This is a genomic window from Salinicoccus sediminis (genome assembly GCF_000986795.1).
Classification (GTDB): Bacteria; Bacillota; Bacilli; order Staphylococcales; family Salinicoccaceae; genus Salinicoccus; species Salinicoccus sediminis.
In genome coordinates, this window is record NZ_LAYZ01000026.1 from 1 (window position 1) to 15324 (window position 15324).

At 48.0% G+C, this 15324-nt stretch carries 14 protein-coding genes and 1 rRNA gene; 12 read left to right on the forward strand and 3 right to left on the reverse strand.

The features are described from left to right. The 5 genes from rrf to tsaD form a co-directional block, all read left to right on the forward strand. Positions 1–103 (forward strand): 5S ribosomal RNA (gene rrf / locus WN59_RS12485); the annotation flags it as partial. Between the two features lie 103 nt (positions 104–206). Further along, positions 207–677, forward strand: a complete 471-nt coding sequence (gene tsaE, locus WN59_RS12490; RefSeq protein WP_046517886.1) for a tRNA (adenosine(37)-N6)-threonylcarbamoyltransferase complex ATPase subunit type 1 TsaE — start codon at positions 207–209, stop codon at positions 675–677. Continuing rightward, a complete protein-coding gene (gene tsaB, locus WN59_RS12495) occupies positions 658–1314 on the forward strand; it encodes a tRNA (adenosine(37)-N6)-threonylcarbamoyltransferase complex dimerization subunit type 1 TsaB (RefSeq protein ID WP_046517890.1) in 657 nt (218 codons plus the stop codon). Before tsaE ends, tsaB begins: the two co-directional genes overlap by 20 nt. Further along, positions 1290–1742, forward strand: a complete 453-nt coding sequence (gene rimI / locus WN59_RS12500; RefSeq protein WP_231577240.1) for a ribosomal protein S18-alanine N-acetyltransferase — start codon at positions 1290–1292, stop codon at positions 1740–1742. Before tsaB ends, rimI begins: the two co-directional genes overlap by 25 nt. Beyond that, positions 1739–2758, forward strand: coding sequence for a tRNA (adenosine(37)-N6)-threonylcarbamoyltransferase complex transferase subunit TsaD (tsaD, locus tag WN59_RS12505; protein WP_046517894.1), 1020 nt, complete (start codon positions 1739–1741; stop codon positions 2756–2758). The genes rimI and tsaD overlap by 4 nt, the downstream gene beginning before the upstream one ends. Before the next feature lie 365 nt (positions 2759–3123). Here the strand turns inward: tsaD and WN59_RS12510 are convergent, their stop codons facing one another. After that, a complete protein-coding gene (locus WN59_RS12510; RefSeq protein WP_046517896.1) occupies positions 3124–5034 on the reverse strand; it encodes an ABC-F family ATP-binding cassette domain-containing protein in 1911 nt (636 codons plus the stop codon). 139 nt (positions 5035–5173) lie between these two features. On the opposite strand from WN59_RS12510, the gene WN59_RS12515 reads away from it, so the two are divergent. The 6 genes from WN59_RS12515 (at position 5174) to WN59_RS12540 (ending at position 11138) form a co-directional block, all read left to right on the forward strand. Beyond that, positions 5174–5806 carry a redox-sensing transcriptional repressor Rex gene (locus WN59_RS12515; protein ID WP_082099314.1) on the forward strand — a complete coding sequence of 211 codons (633 nt, stop codon included), beginning with the start codon at positions 5174–5176 and terminating at the stop codon, positions 5804–5806. Between the two features lie 10 nt (positions 5807–5816). Further along, positions 5817–6062 (forward strand): twin-arginine translocase TatA/TatE family subunit, encoded by a 246-nt coding sequence (locus tag WN59_RS12520; RefSeq protein WP_269430692.1) that lies wholly within the window; start codon positions 5817–5819, stop codon positions 6060–6062. A gap of 45 nt (positions 6063–6107) precedes the next feature. Next, positions 6108–6869: a twin-arginine translocase subunit TatC gene (gene tatC / locus WN59_RS12525; protein WP_046517898.1), complete on the forward strand. Its 762-nt coding sequence runs from the start codon at positions 6108–6110 to the stop codon at positions 6867–6869. Between the two features lie 12 nt (positions 6870–6881). Then, positions 6882–8366, forward strand: coding sequence for a glycoside hydrolase family 32 protein (locus tag WN59_RS12530; RefSeq protein WP_046517899.1), 1485 nt, complete (start codon positions 6882–6884; stop codon positions 8364–8366). Between the two features lie 201 nt (positions 8367–8567). Continuing rightward, positions 8568–9404: a MurR/RpiR family transcriptional regulator gene (locus tag WN59_RS12535; RefSeq protein WP_046517901.1), complete on the forward strand. Its 837-nt coding sequence runs from the start codon at positions 8568–8570 to the stop codon at positions 9402–9404. Between the two features lie 273 nt (positions 9405–9677). Beyond that, positions 9678–11138 (forward strand): LPXTG cell wall anchor domain-containing protein, encoded by a 1461-nt coding sequence (locus tag WN59_RS12540; RefSeq protein ID WP_046517904.1) that lies wholly within the window; start codon positions 9678–9680, stop codon positions 11136–11138. A gap of 45 nt (positions 11139–11183) precedes the next feature. On the opposite strand, the gene WN59_RS12545 is transcribed toward WN59_RS12540, so the two are convergent. Then, positions 11184–12884 carry a M3 family oligoendopeptidase gene (locus WN59_RS12545; RefSeq protein ID WP_046517908.1) on the reverse strand — a complete coding sequence of 567 codons (1701 nt, stop codon included), beginning with the start codon at positions 12882–12884 and terminating at the stop codon, positions 11184–11186. Between the two features lie 136 nt (positions 12885–13020). Here WN59_RS12545 and WN59_RS12550 point away from each other — a divergent pair, with 136 nt between their 5' ends. After that, positions 13021–14451 (forward strand): phosphate--AMP phosphotransferase, encoded by a 1431-nt coding sequence (locus WN59_RS12550; RefSeq protein WP_046517911.1) that lies wholly within the window; start codon positions 13021–13023, stop codon positions 14449–14451. A 43-nt stretch (positions 14452–14494) separates the two neighbouring features. Here the strand turns inward: WN59_RS12550 and WN59_RS12555 are convergent, their stop codons facing one another. Then, positions 14495–15247, reverse strand: coding sequence for a CPBP family intramembrane glutamic endopeptidase (locus WN59_RS12555; RefSeq protein ID WP_046517917.1), 753 nt, complete (start codon positions 15245–15247; stop codon positions 14495–14497). Positions 15248–15324 lie beyond the last annotated feature (77 nt).

The window sequence follows — 15324 nt, forward strand, 5'->3', positions numbered from 1 at the left end:
GGCGGAGAGGCCACACCTGTTCCCATGCCGAACACAGCAGTTAAGCTCTCCAGCGCCGATGGTAGTTGGACTGACGTCCCGCAAGAGTAGGACGCTGCCGGGCAGTACATATTCAATATGGATGCGATGAGCCGCATGGAGACCTGTAGAGGTCTCTTTTTTTGTATAATAGGGTAAATGAGACTTATGGATCAGGAGGGTTTTTGATGAAATTGGAAGTGGATATTGACAATATTGAAGAGGCTGAACAGCTTGCTTGGGAGCTGGGGGCTCTTATTTCCGGCGGTACAGTAATGCTCCTTAAAGGCAATCTGGGGGCGGGTAAGACGACTTTCACCCAGTTTGTCGGGAGTGCTTTGGGTGTCAGACGCCGTATGAGTTCACCGACTTTCAACATCATCAAATCCTATAATGCGGAAAACTTCGTTGTTCACCATATGGACTGTTACCGTTTGGAAAACAGTGATGAGGACCTGGGTTTTGATGAATACTTCAATGAGCAGGATGTTTCGATCATTGAGTGGCCGGGGTTTATAGAGGAATTTCTGCCTGACGAATATATGTCTGTGACGATTGAGAAGACAGCCGGGGACGGCAGGTTGTTTACTTTTGAATCGAACGGCAGGAAATACGATTCTGTACTGGAGGCGCTTCAAAATGATATCCCTTCTAATTGATACATCAAACAGGCCGCTCTCTGTGGCTTTAAACCGTGATGGTTTTACTTTGGCGGAAATCAACACTACTGTGAAAAAAACGCATTCCGCAACAGTGATGGACTATATAGACAAACTTTTCAGGATGACGGAGTTGAAGAAAAATGATATCGACAGGATCATTGTGGCAAAGGGCCCGGGTTCTTACACGGGTGTGCGGATCGGTGTGACTGTAGCCAAAACGCTTGCGTTTGCTCTCGGAACTAAGCTGTACAGTGTATCCTCTCTCTTCGTGGTTGCTGCCTCATACAGTAAGGAGGGGATTGTGGCCCCTCTGTTTGATGCACGAAGAGGCAATGTATTCGGTGCTGTATATAATATGAAACCGGACAGCTTTACTGAAGAAGTGGCACCGGCTCATATGAGTCTGAAAGACTTGCAGACAAAGCTCTCTTCCTATGAATCATCAGTTATTCTATTGGATGGACAGGAGAACATAAGTGCAAATCTTGAAGATTTTGTCCATACTGTACCGCGTATCAGCCTGATTGAGCAGTTCGAAACTGCACTGGAGGAAGAAGATATTCACTCCCTGGTGCCGGAATATTTGAGAATATCGGAGGCGGAAAGAAATTGGATGGAACAGAACAAGTCATAAGACAGATGGAAATTAATGATTTGGAAGCCGTCCATGAAATTGAGACCGCCTCCTTTCCGAATACATCCTGGAATATGGAATCGTTTTTGAGGGAATTGACTGTCAACCAGTTCGCCCATTATTTTGTGATGGAGGAAAATGGGGAGATCATCGGGTACTGCGGACTGTGGATGGTCATCGATCAGAGCCAGATCACCACAATCGCAATCGACAGACATGCGAGGGGTAACGGCTTTGGGAATTCACTGCTCAGATATGTGAAGGAGTATGCGGCTGAACAGTCTGATTATCTTTCGCTTGAGGTGAGCATAGACAATGAGCCTGCGATGAAACTGTATGAAAAAGAGGGCTTCAAATACGCCGGCGTACGCAAAGATTATTACGGGCCCGGAAAGGATGCACATGTGATGTGGGTGGAATTGAAATGACACAGGATACAGTGATACTAAGCATAGAAACAAGCTGTGACGAGACGGCAGCGAGTGTCGTGAGAAACGGCAGTGAAATACTGTCGAACGTTGTAGTGAGTCAGATAGAGAGCCATAAACGCTTTGGCGGTGTTGTGCCCGAGGTCGCCTCAAGACACCATGTGGAGACGATCACACTGGTGATAGAGCAGGCATTGGAGGAAGCAGGTATGACACCGGAAGGACTTTCTGCAGTGGCTGTGACCGAAGGGCCGGGCCTGATCGGTGCGCTTCTCGTCGGTATCAATGCTGCGAAGGCGTTCAGTTTCGCACACGATCTGCCGCTTATCCCGGTCCACCATATTGCCGGGCACATCTATGCCAACCAGCTGGAAGAGGAACTGGAATTCCCATTGGTGGCCCTGATTGTTTCAGGGGGCCACACTGAACTGATCTATATGGAGGACCACCTCTCGTTTGAAGTCATCGGGGAAACGAGGGATGATGCTGTCGGAGAGGCATACGACAAAGTGGCAAGGGTCATCGGACTGCCTTATCCCGGCGGCCCGCATGTAGATCGGCTGAGCAGGGAAGGCGCGGATACATTTGATTTCCCGAGGTCATACCTTGAACAGGGCAGTTATGACTTCAGTTTCAGCGGTCTTAAATCCGCTGTAATAAACACCCTGCACAATCACAGGCAGAAAGGTCTGGAAGTGAAAAAGGAAGATGTCGCAAAAAGCTTCCAGGAAAGTGCAGTGGATGTTCTGACGAAAAAAACGATGGATGCGGTGGAAGAATATGAAGTGAAACACCTGCTTGTTGCCGGCGGTGTCGCCGCGAACAGCGGACTGCGTCAGCGTTTTGAATCATTGTGCAGGGAGAATGATGTCAAATTGAGCATACCAAAGCTTAAATTCTGCACAGACAATGCAGCGATGATCGGTGCGGTGGCACATCATCTGTATCAGAAAGACCATTTCGCTTCATTGGATTTGAATGGCAGGAATTTTATCGACATAGAACTTTTTGTATAATGCTTCTGTATATTAATACTGTTCCGGTATCTGAAAAAGATACCGGATTTTTTTGCGGCGAACGTATATTCAAAGGTATGGAATGTAAAGACAGTCTTAACAATGTCAATACGGAACGTGTGTTTTATCCACATCTGTTGATAACTTGGGGATAAGTCGTGGATAAGGTTATTAACAGGTGTGGATATAAGTGTGTATAACTTTACGGATAATTGTTGATCATGTGGATAACTCATCACAACCCCCTGTTTATCGACTTTCTTATGTGAATAATATTGTGTCTAAGTAAATTTTCTATTAAATTACATATTCCACCGAACGTCTGGTTGTCTGTATAAAAAAAGAATGCATGGCATCTGCATTCTTTATTCATCCACTAATTCTTCTGTTTTCTCCCACTCCGACATCAGCGCTTCCAGTTCCTGATTTTTCTGGCCAAGCTGCTGATTGTAGGCGTCGGCTTTCTCATAATCCCCATAAACTTCAGGATCAAGGAGTGTTTCCTCAATTTCTCCGATTTCCTCTTCGATACGGTGTATCGCGTCTTCGATTTTGGCAATGTTCCTTTTCAGACGCTGCATTTCATTGCGTTTCTGTTTCTGTGAGGCATAGTCGCCCGTATCGGTATTTTTCTGCCCGTGGGATTCGGGTTGTATTTCCAGTGACTCCCGTTCTTCTTTCTTGTGGATATAGTAACTGTAATCACCGTGATACAGATCGATCGCCCGGTGGCCAATCTCCATCACTTTCGTAGCAATCCGGTCTATGAAGTACCGGTCATGCGAAACGAAGATGATGGTGCCCGGATAGTCCTTGAGCGCGTTCTCGAGTACTTCTTTGCTGTCGATGTCCAGGTGGTTGGTCGGTTCATCGAGTATGAGCAGATTATTTTCCTCAAGCATCAATCTGGCCAGCTGGATGCGTGCCTTTTCCCCGCCGCTCAGGTCATTGATGCGCTTCAGCACTTCATCCTGGGTGAACAGGAAGCGGCCAAGCACTCCCCTGACATCACTTTCTTTCATGTGCGGATATTCATGCCAGAGTTCTTCGAGTATCGTTCTTGCGGACGTAAATTCTGCCTGCTTCTGATCATAGTAGCCGATGGATACATTCGTTCCGTAAATGATTTCTCCGCTGTGCTTCGGCAGGTGTTTTGCAATCGTTTTGACGAGCGTCGATTTCCCGATGCCGTTCGGGCCGATGACCGCTATGCGGTCGCCCTTGTCGACATTGAAACTAATCCCTTCATTCAACGTCTCTTCGTACCCGATGCCGATTTCTTTCACCCTGAGTACGTCATTGCCGCTCTCCCTTTTGATGTCGAAGGAGAAGTTGGCATTCCTCTGGTCCCGTGTGGGCATATTGATGCGGTCCATATGTTCAAGCTGCTTGCGCCGGCTTTTGGCCATGCCGCTGGTGGAGGCTCTCGCAATATTCTTTTCAACAAACGTCTCGAGCCGCTTTATCTCCTTCTGCTGCTCTTCGTACGCCTTCATCTGCAGGTTGAAGCGTTTTTCCTTCTCAACCGCATATTTTGTATAGTTGGTGTGGTAAAGCGTCCCTTTGAACATTTCCACTTCGAATATCCTGTCGACAGTGCTGTCGAGGAAGTAGCGGTCATGGCTGATGATGACGACCGCACCGCGGAAGCTGTTCAAATACTGTTCCAGCCATGAGACGGTTGTCATATCCAGGTGGTTGGTCGGCTCATCGAGCAGCAGAAGGTCGGGGGAGGACAGGAGCATCTGCCCGAGTGCGAGGCGGGTTTTCTGGCCGCCGGAGAATTCATCAACACTGCGCCCGAGGTCATCCACATCAAAGTTCAGGCCGGTCATGACGGTCTTTATCTTAGTGTCGATATTGTAGCCGTCCTCATTTTCAAAACGGTTCTGCAGATGCTCGAAACGCCTGAGCTGATCTTCATATTTACTGTGGCTGTAGTCATGTTCTGCGAGCCATCCGGTAGTCCCTTCGATTTCCGCTTTCAATTCAAGAAGCCCGGAAAACGGGCGCATCATCTCTTCGCGGACAGTCTGTGAGGACTCAAGTGTCATCTGTTGCGTGAGATAGCCGATTGAAGTACCTTTCGGTACAGAGATCGTCCCCTCATCATAAGACAGTTCACCGGCCATTATCTTCATCAGTGTCGTCTTTCCGGCGCCGTTTTTCCCGACGATACCCGTCGTTTCGCCCGATTTGACTTCAAGGTTTACATTTTCAAAGATCAAATCCGTCGCGTACGATTTCTTTATATTTCCAAGTTGCATTACTATCATTTTAAATACCCTCTCTTTCCTCCAGTTTACAATAAAGACATCAAAAAAACGATGAAAGAAAGCCTTTTTGTACTACACTTCAAAAATGGACTTGTGATATAATACAGTGATAGAGCCTAAAAGAAGAGGTGTGGGACATTTGAACAATAAAAAGAAAATCCCAAACGCAACAATGAAACGTCTCCCTTTATATTACAGGTATTTTAAAGAAGCTGAGAAATCAGGCACGGACAGGGTGTCTTCAAAAGAGATCAGTGATGCTCTCGATATAGATTCTGCAACAATCCGGAGGGACTTCTCATATTTCGGGGAGCTCGGCAGGAAGGGATACGGCTATAATGTGAAGAGCCTGCTGAAATTCTTCATGGAACACATCCACGGAAATGAGACAAGGAATGTGGCAATCATAGGTGCCGGCAATCTTGGGAGCGCGCTGTTGAACTATAAATTCAGTAATATAAATGATAGAATGAATGTAGTAGCTGCGTTTGACAGGAATGCGGGTATGATTGGGACAAAGATCAATGATACCGAAGTGTTCCACTCTGATGATCTGGAGAAGATCATTCCGGAGCAGGGCATCGACGTTGCGATACTTACACTGCCCGCTGAAGCCGGACAGAAGATGGCAGAGCGCCTTGAAGCGGCAGGCATCAAGGGGATATTGAACTTTACTCCAATCAGGTTGGATGTAAGTGACGGGATTTACGTGCATAACATAGATTTGAGTGTTGAATTGCAGGCATTATTCTTTTATATGAAAAATTTCTAGGAGGGGTATTATGTTTGAATTGCTAATGCCGGGTACATTGATGGCAGTCGGACCTACCAGCATGATCGTTATCGCAGTTGTCGCACTGATCATTTTCGGGCCGAAAAAACTGCCGCAGTTCGGTCGTGCCATGGGTTCCACTTTGAAAGAATTTAAAAACGCGACCAAAGGCCTTGCGTCTGATGATGACGATGATGACGACGATGACAAAAACAAAAAGCAGAAGAAAATCGAATCACAGGATGCACAGAGTTAACAAGGTGGCGGAAGCCGCCTTTTTTTAAAGAGGTGAAAGAATAATATGAACGATGAGGAAAAAAGAGAAATCACCGAACATCTGGATGAGCTGAGAAAAAGGCTGCTCATAGTGATGTACTTTTTCGTTGCTGCGATGCTCGTTGGTTTTTTCCTGTCAAAACCGTTGATCTATCAAATGCAGAACGCCCCCTGGACCAGCGGTATACAGATGCACGCATTCCAGGTGACGGATCCGCTTAAAATATATCTGCTTGTCATCGTGATCATCGCATTCGTCATAGTGCTGCCGGTGATCATGTACCAGCTGTGGGCTTTTGTATCCCCCGGCCTCCATAACAATGAAAGGAAACTGACACTGAGCTACATACCCATTGTCATGGTGCTGATGCTCGGAGGGATGGCTTTCGGTTATTTCATACTGGTGCCGTATATCATAGACTTCACATTCCAGTTATCCGACGAGATGGGAATTGCCACTACCATCGGCATCAATCAGTATTTCGGCTTCCTGTTCAGGACGGTGATACCGTTCGGACTGGTTTTCCAGATGCCGATACTGGTTTTATTCCTGACGCAGCTCGGCATCATTACACCTATGTTCCTGAAGAAGAACAGGAAATATGCCTATTTCATACTGCTGATCTTTGCAGCACTGATTGCGCCGCCTGACCTTATGACACACATCATGCTGACCATCCCTATGATCATCCTGTATGAAATCAGTATATATATATCCAAAATTGGATACAGAAGACATTTGAAGGCAGAGCAGAAGGCAATCGAAGAATCACTGGATTCCGACTAGGAGGCGTTCTTGATGGAAGAGACTTCAAAAACTGATGAATTTAAAAGACTGGATTCAATTCCCCGTGATGAAATGGAATCACTGATGAAGAAAGCTTCGGAAGACCCGTGGAGACAGAACTATCATATACAGCCTGTGACAGGGCATCTCGGAGCCCCGGCGGCATTCGTCCGCGACAGAGGTGTCTACCATCTCTTTTATGAGTGGGCGCCGTTTGATGGGCACGGTGGCATCAGATACTGGTATCACGTAACAGGGGAAAATCTGGCCGCCTTTAAGAACCGCGGGGTCAAACTCCGTCCGGATACGATATATGACAGTCACGGAGCCCTCGCAGGCTCCGCTTTTGCAGTTGACGACACAGTCAATATCGCTTATACCGGCGCTCATATGACAGAGGCCGGCCGGGTTATCCCGAACCAGCTCCAAGTCTCGCTGAATGAACACTTCAGAGTGAGAAAAGAGCCTGTCCCGATCGTGAAAGGGCCGCCCGAGGGATTCACGGATAATTTCAGGCACCCCAAAATCTGGGAAGAGGACGGTGTATTTTACATGCTTGCCGGTGCCCAGACCCACTCTGACTACGGCAGAGCGGTGGTTTATTCCACCGGGGACTCGGGCAGCTTCAAGTACAGCGGCGAGCTCCGCACAGACCTTGACCAGTTCGGTTTCATGTGGGAGCATCCAGACTTCTTCACAATTGACGGCAGGGACGTATTTGCATTCAGTCCGCACGGATTGGATAAATACCGCTACAGCTATTGGAATGCCTGCCAGTCGGGCTATGTCACCGGCCGTCTTTACCGCGGGACGCTCGTGATGGAGCACGGCGAATTCCATGAATTCGATCACGGTTTCGATTTTTATGCGCCAAAGACGGCAACCGGGGAAAAGGGAGAAAGAATACTGATTGCCAGTATGGGCATCGAAGAAACCGATTATCCGACAGAAGATCATGGCTGGAGCGGCTGCATGACCATCCCGAGAGTGCTGACACTTGCGCGGGGGAGGATAAGACAGAATCCGGTGCCGGCTCTTGAGACCCTCAGGTACGACGGGATATCGGCGGAAGGCTATTTTAACCACTTCCCGAGGAAGATGAAGGATTTCTATGGTGACTGCTACGAGCTGATCATCGACATCAATGAGAACAACGCATCGGAAATATACATCAACCTGCGGATGAGCAGACGGGAAGAGACGCTGCTCATATACAATACCGAAAGCCGGCTGTTTACACTGGATGTCGAATTCAGCGGCAAGCTGCCCGGTAACGTTGACGGCACGAAGCGGAGTGTCGAACTGGAAGAGGATCTGAGACAGCTGAGGATATATATGGATAAATCAAGCATTGAAATCTTCATAAATGAAGGGGAGGCGGTGATGTCTTCCAGGATATTCCCCGGCAAAAGGGCACAGGGCGTGGAAATGTCGACAGAAATCGGAGACTGCTACGTCTCCATGACTCAATATAAACTGAAATCCCTTGAAAACTAAGAACGGTCCATTGATAAAATTCAGGTTTTTTCATTTGTTCATTTCAATCCGACTCTATATAATCAAAAGATATAGGAATGTGGGGCGGGATCAGTGAGAATTTTAGGAAATTAACATATTTAAATTTCAAATTCTGTTAAACTTGATTAAAATTTTTGATACTATAAAATTACACATTAATTGTCCATCGGGGGGATTGGAATGTTTTCAGTACTGAGTCAGATCAACAAACGTCTTGAATATATGACACCGGTTGAAAGGCGCATTGCACGGTTTATGTTGGATAATCCGACGAAAATCATCAATATGCCGGTAAAGGAAATTGCCAGGCATAGTGATACCAGTGATGCCGCAATCGTCAGGTTTTCCAAACGCATCGGTCTCGGGGGCATCAAAGAGCTGAAAGTCGAACTTGCCAAGGAATTACATACGCTTGAAAAGGAAAATATCTCAAGGGTCATCGATCTGGAAATGGACAGCCATAAGGATATTTTCGACAAAGTTCTCAAAAATACTGTACAGGCGCTTTACAACACTGAAAAAATAGTGGAGCGGGACAAGATGGCCGAAGCTGCCCGGATACTCGCCGGTGCGGATAACACCTTCATATTCGGTGTCGGGGATTCCGCCAACGTGGGGGATGAATTCGCCCAGAAGCTCCACAGGGTGAATGTGAACGCGTTTTTCACGCAGAATAAGTATCTGTGCATGACGCGTCTTTCCAACGCCAAGGAAAACGATGTGCTGTTCCTCATCACTCTGTCGGGCAAGACATCGGAGATTGTTGAAGTCGTGAAGCTTGCCAGACGGCTGGGCGTAAAGACTGTGATACTGACACAGAACCACGCCTCCATTGCGAAAAGGAACGCAGATGTGGCAATTGAAATTACAGAAGAGGAGACGAACATCCAGTACATGAACATGACCAGCCGCATCGCACAGCTTGTCATCTGCGACGTGCTTTTCTTCTATGTATGCCGGGAGCTCGGCTCTTCCGCATACGATACCATTCTGAAAACATATGATATTACACACTGACAATGCACGTCCGGGGCTGAACGCCCCGGATTTTTTGTGTTTCAAGTGAAAATTTTGATAATCAGATTTTTTCGATTATTAGATATACATTTGAAATATTCCTGAAACATTCTTCATGAATTCAATTGCTTTATTAAGGTTATGTAACATATCGGAAATTTTGTAGATACAGGCTCCGTCATCTAATATAATTGATTTAATTCTTAATTAAAGAAAGAATAAATCCAAAATTTCATACATGAAGAATGAGAAAAATGGTATGGGGGAATAATTTTGAAAGAGAGAATGACAAAGTTTGCAATCATAACTTTATTCGCAGCCTCAACGACATTTTCTCCAGGATTGATGACAACTATAAACGCTGATGAAACAGATGATATAGAAGAGCAGGATACAAAGGCCAGACAGCAGGAATCCGAAGAGACAGAAAGTCAATTGAATGAAGCGGTTGAAACGGCAGAGGAAGCATCTGAAACCGCGCCGGCAGAAGAGGCCGCACAGGGACAAAATGAAGAACCGGCTGAGGGACAGACCGGGGAAGAACAGACTGAAGAGGCGGTTTCAGAAGAGACTGCGGAAACCCGGAGTGAAGAGTCAGTCCCAGAGCAGGAAGCAAAAGCTTCTGAACCACATTTGGAGCCGGCAGAGCCTGAAAAAGATGATGCGGAAGCAGCCAAGGAAGGCGCCATCGATGACAGACAGGAACAGGCTGATGAAAATCAGGAGGAGTCTCAGGAGACACCACCTGTTGAAGGACCTTCCGAAGAAACGACAGAGGAAGAGACAGGAGAACCAACAGAAGAAGAAACTTCAGAAGAATCGGCGGAAACCCGGAGTGAAGAGTCAGCCCCAGAGCAGGAAACAAAAGCTTCTGAACCACATTTGGAGCCGGCAGAGCCTGAAAAGGAGGATGCCGAAGCAGCCAAGGAAAACGCCATAGATGACAGACAGGAGCAGGCTGATGAAAACCGGGAGGAGAACACGCCGGCAGACGATTTCCTTCCAGGCAGCGGGACTGACAAAGAGGAAGGATCCCGGGAAGAAGAGTCCTCAGAAGCTTCTGCTGAGGAACAGACCGGCGAAGAGTCCCGGGAAACACCAGCTGTTGAAGAACCTTCCGAGGAAACAACAGAAGATGCGACCGGCGAACCTGCAACAGAGGAGCCGGCGGAGCAGCCGGCTACAGAAGACTCATCTGAAGAGCCGACGGAGGAAGAGACAGAACAGCCGGCCACTGAACCGACTGAAGAGGCTACACAGGAACCGACGGATGAGACACCGGCAGAAGAGGAGACTTCTGAAGAGCAGCCCCGGGAAGAACCGCTGGAAACACCGGAACAGTCGACCGGTGAACAAGGCAACGCTTCCGGTGCAGAAGAGGAACCAGCTTCAGGAGAGAGCCAGGGAAACCGGGAAATCTACCGGTATGATTACAATATGCTGGAAGGCATCAGCCTTACGCCTGGTGGCTCTGAAGAACAGCTTCAGCTGCTCGACAAGCGTGTTAATCGTGTGATGACTTCCAAGATCGTTGATGTTGAGGATATGAGTGAAGAGGAAATCATGCAAATCGAGGAAGAAGTCAAGCAGGAGGAGCAGATCACCAGTCAGACCGACAGGGAGGAGCTGCCCAACACAGGTGAAAACAATCAATATACCTATATCTATGGTGCGGTGCTTCTTATCGCGGGAATTATCCTTTACTTCCTGACCAGAAAGCCGCACGACCAGTAACAGCATAGAGAAGCCCCGCCTGTCCAGGCGGGGTTTCTTTGTGTATTAAAGTGATTTGTCATCGATGGAATTGAGGTAGTTCCGCACTTCCCCGACCACTGATTCGAGACATCCGTCCTCGAACGGGGACCTCAGGTTGGCGGCTTCTACAAGTGAGTTGAACGGCAGTGTGCCACCGAGTCTGCACAGGTTGACATAGTCCTCCCAGGCACTGTCGAAATTCTCATTGGCACGCTTCCAGAACTGGAGTGCACATATCTGGGCGAGTGTATAGTCGATGTAATAGAACGGCGCGCCGAAAACGTGTCCCTGTCTGTGCCAGAATGATCCGCTCTCAAGCGGTTCTATGCCGTCGTAATCACGGTGGGGCAGATATTTCTCCTCAAGTTTCTGCCATTCGCCGCGCCTTTGTTCCGGCGTGAGTTCGGGGTTTTCATAGACGATATGCTGGAATTCATCGATTGCCACTCCGTATGGTAGGAAGGTGATGTCACCCGCCATATGGGAAAATTTAAATTTGTCGGTGTCCTCTTTGAAGAAGAGTTCCATCCATGGATATGTGAAATATTCCATGCTCATTGAATGGATTTCAGCGGATTCGTATGTCGGGAACTGGTACTCCGGTACATCATACCCCCGTGACATGTATGTCTGGAAGGCATGACCGGCTTCGTGGGTCAGCACCGTGACATCATCCAGTGTGCCGTTGAAGTTGGAAAAGATGAACGGGGAGGCGTAATCAGCGATGAAAGTACAGTAGCCGCCGCCCTCCTTGCCTTTTTTGGCTTCGACGTCGAACAGTTCCCGCTCCCGCATGAATCTGTAGAATTCATCTGTTTCCGGCGAGAGTTCCCGGTACATCTTCCCGCCGTTCGAAAGGATCTCCTCGGTGTCCCCCCGGGGCACGGCATTGCCTGTAAGGAAATCAAAATTCTCGTCATATGACTTCAGTGAATCGAGGCCGATTCTCGCAGCCTGTCTTTCCTTGAGCTCAGTTACAAGCGGTACGATGAATTCGGCCACCTGGTTTCTGAAATTTTCCACCATATGCCTGTCATAGTCTATCCTGTCCATACGGACATAGCCAAGTTCAACGAAATCCCTGTAGCCGAGTTCCTTGGCAATCCTGTCCCTCGTCTTCACGAGGTCATCGTAAATACGGTCGATTTTCTCAAGGTTCTCCCCCATGAACCCCTGGACAGCTTCCGCCGCACCGCGCCTCATCGCGCGGTCGGTATGCTGGGAGTAGGGACCGAACTGGGAAAGGTTGAGCTTTTTCCCGTCAAATTCGATTTCTGCTGATGCGAGCAGTTTCGAGTATTCGGAGTCCAGCTTATTCTCCTTCTGGAGCAGTTCCTTCACTTTCGGATCGAAAGCCTTCAAGGAATTGGAGGCGAGCTCGAACAGCTGGCTGCCGTATTTCTCTTCAAGTTCATCCCTGTAGTTACTCTCCGTGATCGCTTTGTAATACTTGTTTGTGATTTCCTGGATGGTGGGTCCATACTCATCAAAGAAGTTGCGTTCTCTGTCATAGAATTCATCGTTCGTATCGATGGACGAGCGGATATAGGCCAGATTCTCCATTGTGGAAACAGTGTTGAAATGGGTGTTCAGCCTGTCGATGATTTCCGCCTGCGCCCCGGCTGAGCCGGCGAGGTTGAATTCGATGAGCAGGGCGTCCACTTCGGTATCGAGCTTTGTCAGATCCGGGCGTTCATATTCGTAATCCTTGAAAGTTGTGACCATTGCGTTTCCCCCTAAGTTTTATTTACAAGGCCATTTTATCATAATGAAGAGAAAAAATATCTGAATCCTCATTATGTTCAGGAACTTCCGTTTGGGGGTAATTGGGAAAGTATATAAGATTTTGAGAGGTGAGCGAATGGTTGAAATAGATGAAAACCTGGAAAACAGGATCGGTGAAGTGACACGCAAAACGAAAAAGATGGGTGTGCCTGTGATGATTGTGATAGAAGGGGCACCGGCTTCGGGCAAATCCAGGCTGTCCAATGCACTGTATATGGTGCTTGATGCCAAGTATACGGATTTCATTGCGACGAGGCCGCCGAGGGAACTGGATCTGAGGTACCCGTTCCTTCAGAGATATTGGAACCATCTGCCGAAAAACGGGGATATAAACATCCATTTCCGCAGCTGGTATTCGCAGTATATTGAATATAAAGCGCGGGGGATCAGAGAGAATATACATGCGGATTATGAGGATATCAAAGACGACATCGAGAACTTTGAGGATACAATGATGCATAATGGATATGAAATCATCAAATTCTATATACATGCGGATGATGAGATAAAACTGGAACATATCGATAAACTGCATGACAATCCGCTGCTCAAGTGGAAGGCGGAGGAATACCAGGAACGGATGGAGAACTTCGATTACGAAGCGGAAATGGAGCCATTCCTGAAAGCCTCCGCCGCCTGCCCGTGGACGGTGCTTGATTTTGAAGACAGGGGTCAGGCGGTCAATAGAATGTTCCGGACGATCATAGACCGTCTGGAGAAGCGGATAGATGCAGACGGGAAAAAAACGGAAGATGCCGCGGATGGAGATTTCAGTGAAGATTATGAAGCGGAGCTCTTCAAATTTGATTTTGGGAGGGAGAAGATCAAAAAGAAGAAGTATAAGGAAATTCTGCCCGGACTGCAGGAACGGATGCGGGAAATACAGTTCCAGCTCTATGAAAAGAAGATTCCCCTCGTCCTCGTCTATGAAGGGATGGATGCAGCAGGCAAGGGCGGCAATATAGAACGGACACGCAAACTGCTCGACCCGACGGGCTACACCGTCAATGCCGCCGGCGCACCGACGGATATGGAGAAGGCACATCATCATCTATGGCGGTTTGCGACAAACGTGCCGAGAAGCGGCCATATCGGATTTTTCGACAGAAGCTGGTACGGCAGGGTGCTGGTTGAGCGCATAGAAGGATTCGCAACAAACGACGAGTGGAAGCGGTCGTACAAAGAGATAAATGACTTTGAAAAATCTCTGTATAACTCCGGTGCGATCATCATCAAATTCTTCCTGTCGCTGGATAAGGATGAACAGCTCGAGAGGTTCGAGGACCGGGAAGATGATCCCGACAAGGCATGGAAACTGACAGACGAAGACTGGCGAAACCGTGAAAAGTGGGATTTCTATATAGAAGCAGGGGAGGACATGGTCCGTCAGACCAGCACGGATTACGCGCCATGGCACGTGATCCCCGGTAATGACAAACGGTATGCACGCATCACCGCCTTAAGGAAGATCATAGAGACATGTGAAGCGCGGATGGAAGATGAATGAAGAGAAATGCAAAAAACGGATCCGACAGGATCCGTTTTTTGCATTACATAAGCAGGTTGATGATGACGCCGAGCCCCTGCTGTATCTCTTCGAGCTGTTCAATATAATCCTTGAAGATCACCTGGATCAGCACCACGATGCCGTTCATGATCATATGGACAAGTATCGGCACAAGCAGCCGTCCGCTGATGACGTAGAGGAAGCTGAATGCATAGGCCATGGCAAGATAGATGACGATATGCGTGAAATCCCAGTGGGCAAGGGCGAAAACCAGGCCGCTCAGCAGTCCGGCGACAAGGAAACCGACGATTTTGGGCCCGGGTATCATTTCATAGATTTCACCGAATATCGCCCGCCTGAACACATATTCCTCGAGTATCGGACCGAGCAATGCGACGACGAGTATCATGAACGGTGCGGACTCGATCATTTCAATGATTCCGGATGTGTTCTCGCTTTCGAGCGGATTGCCGAGCACATAGACATTGAAGAGTCCCGCCAGCACCTGTGAGCCGTAGGCGATGAAGACACCGCCGATGATCCATGCGATGGTGACGGGGATATCGGATTGTCTGCCGCGTTCGATCCTGTTTTTGTTCTTATGGATATGCCCGATGGCAATCACGATGACGACGCCTATGGCAAAGGCGATGGCCTGGTATGGCATGATGGCATCGAGCATCTCTGTTTCTGTCATGCCGGGGGTTGTGAATGCCAGTATGAATGATATTGGCAGCACGGCCAGTTGGACCGCGATGAATACGACGATAATTAGTGCACTGTACAGCTGTCTCACGATAGAACCTCCAATTTTCAATAGCTTTATTTTACATGAAATTATTGTTAGGTTAAAGCAAAGAGAAAATCCTTGCA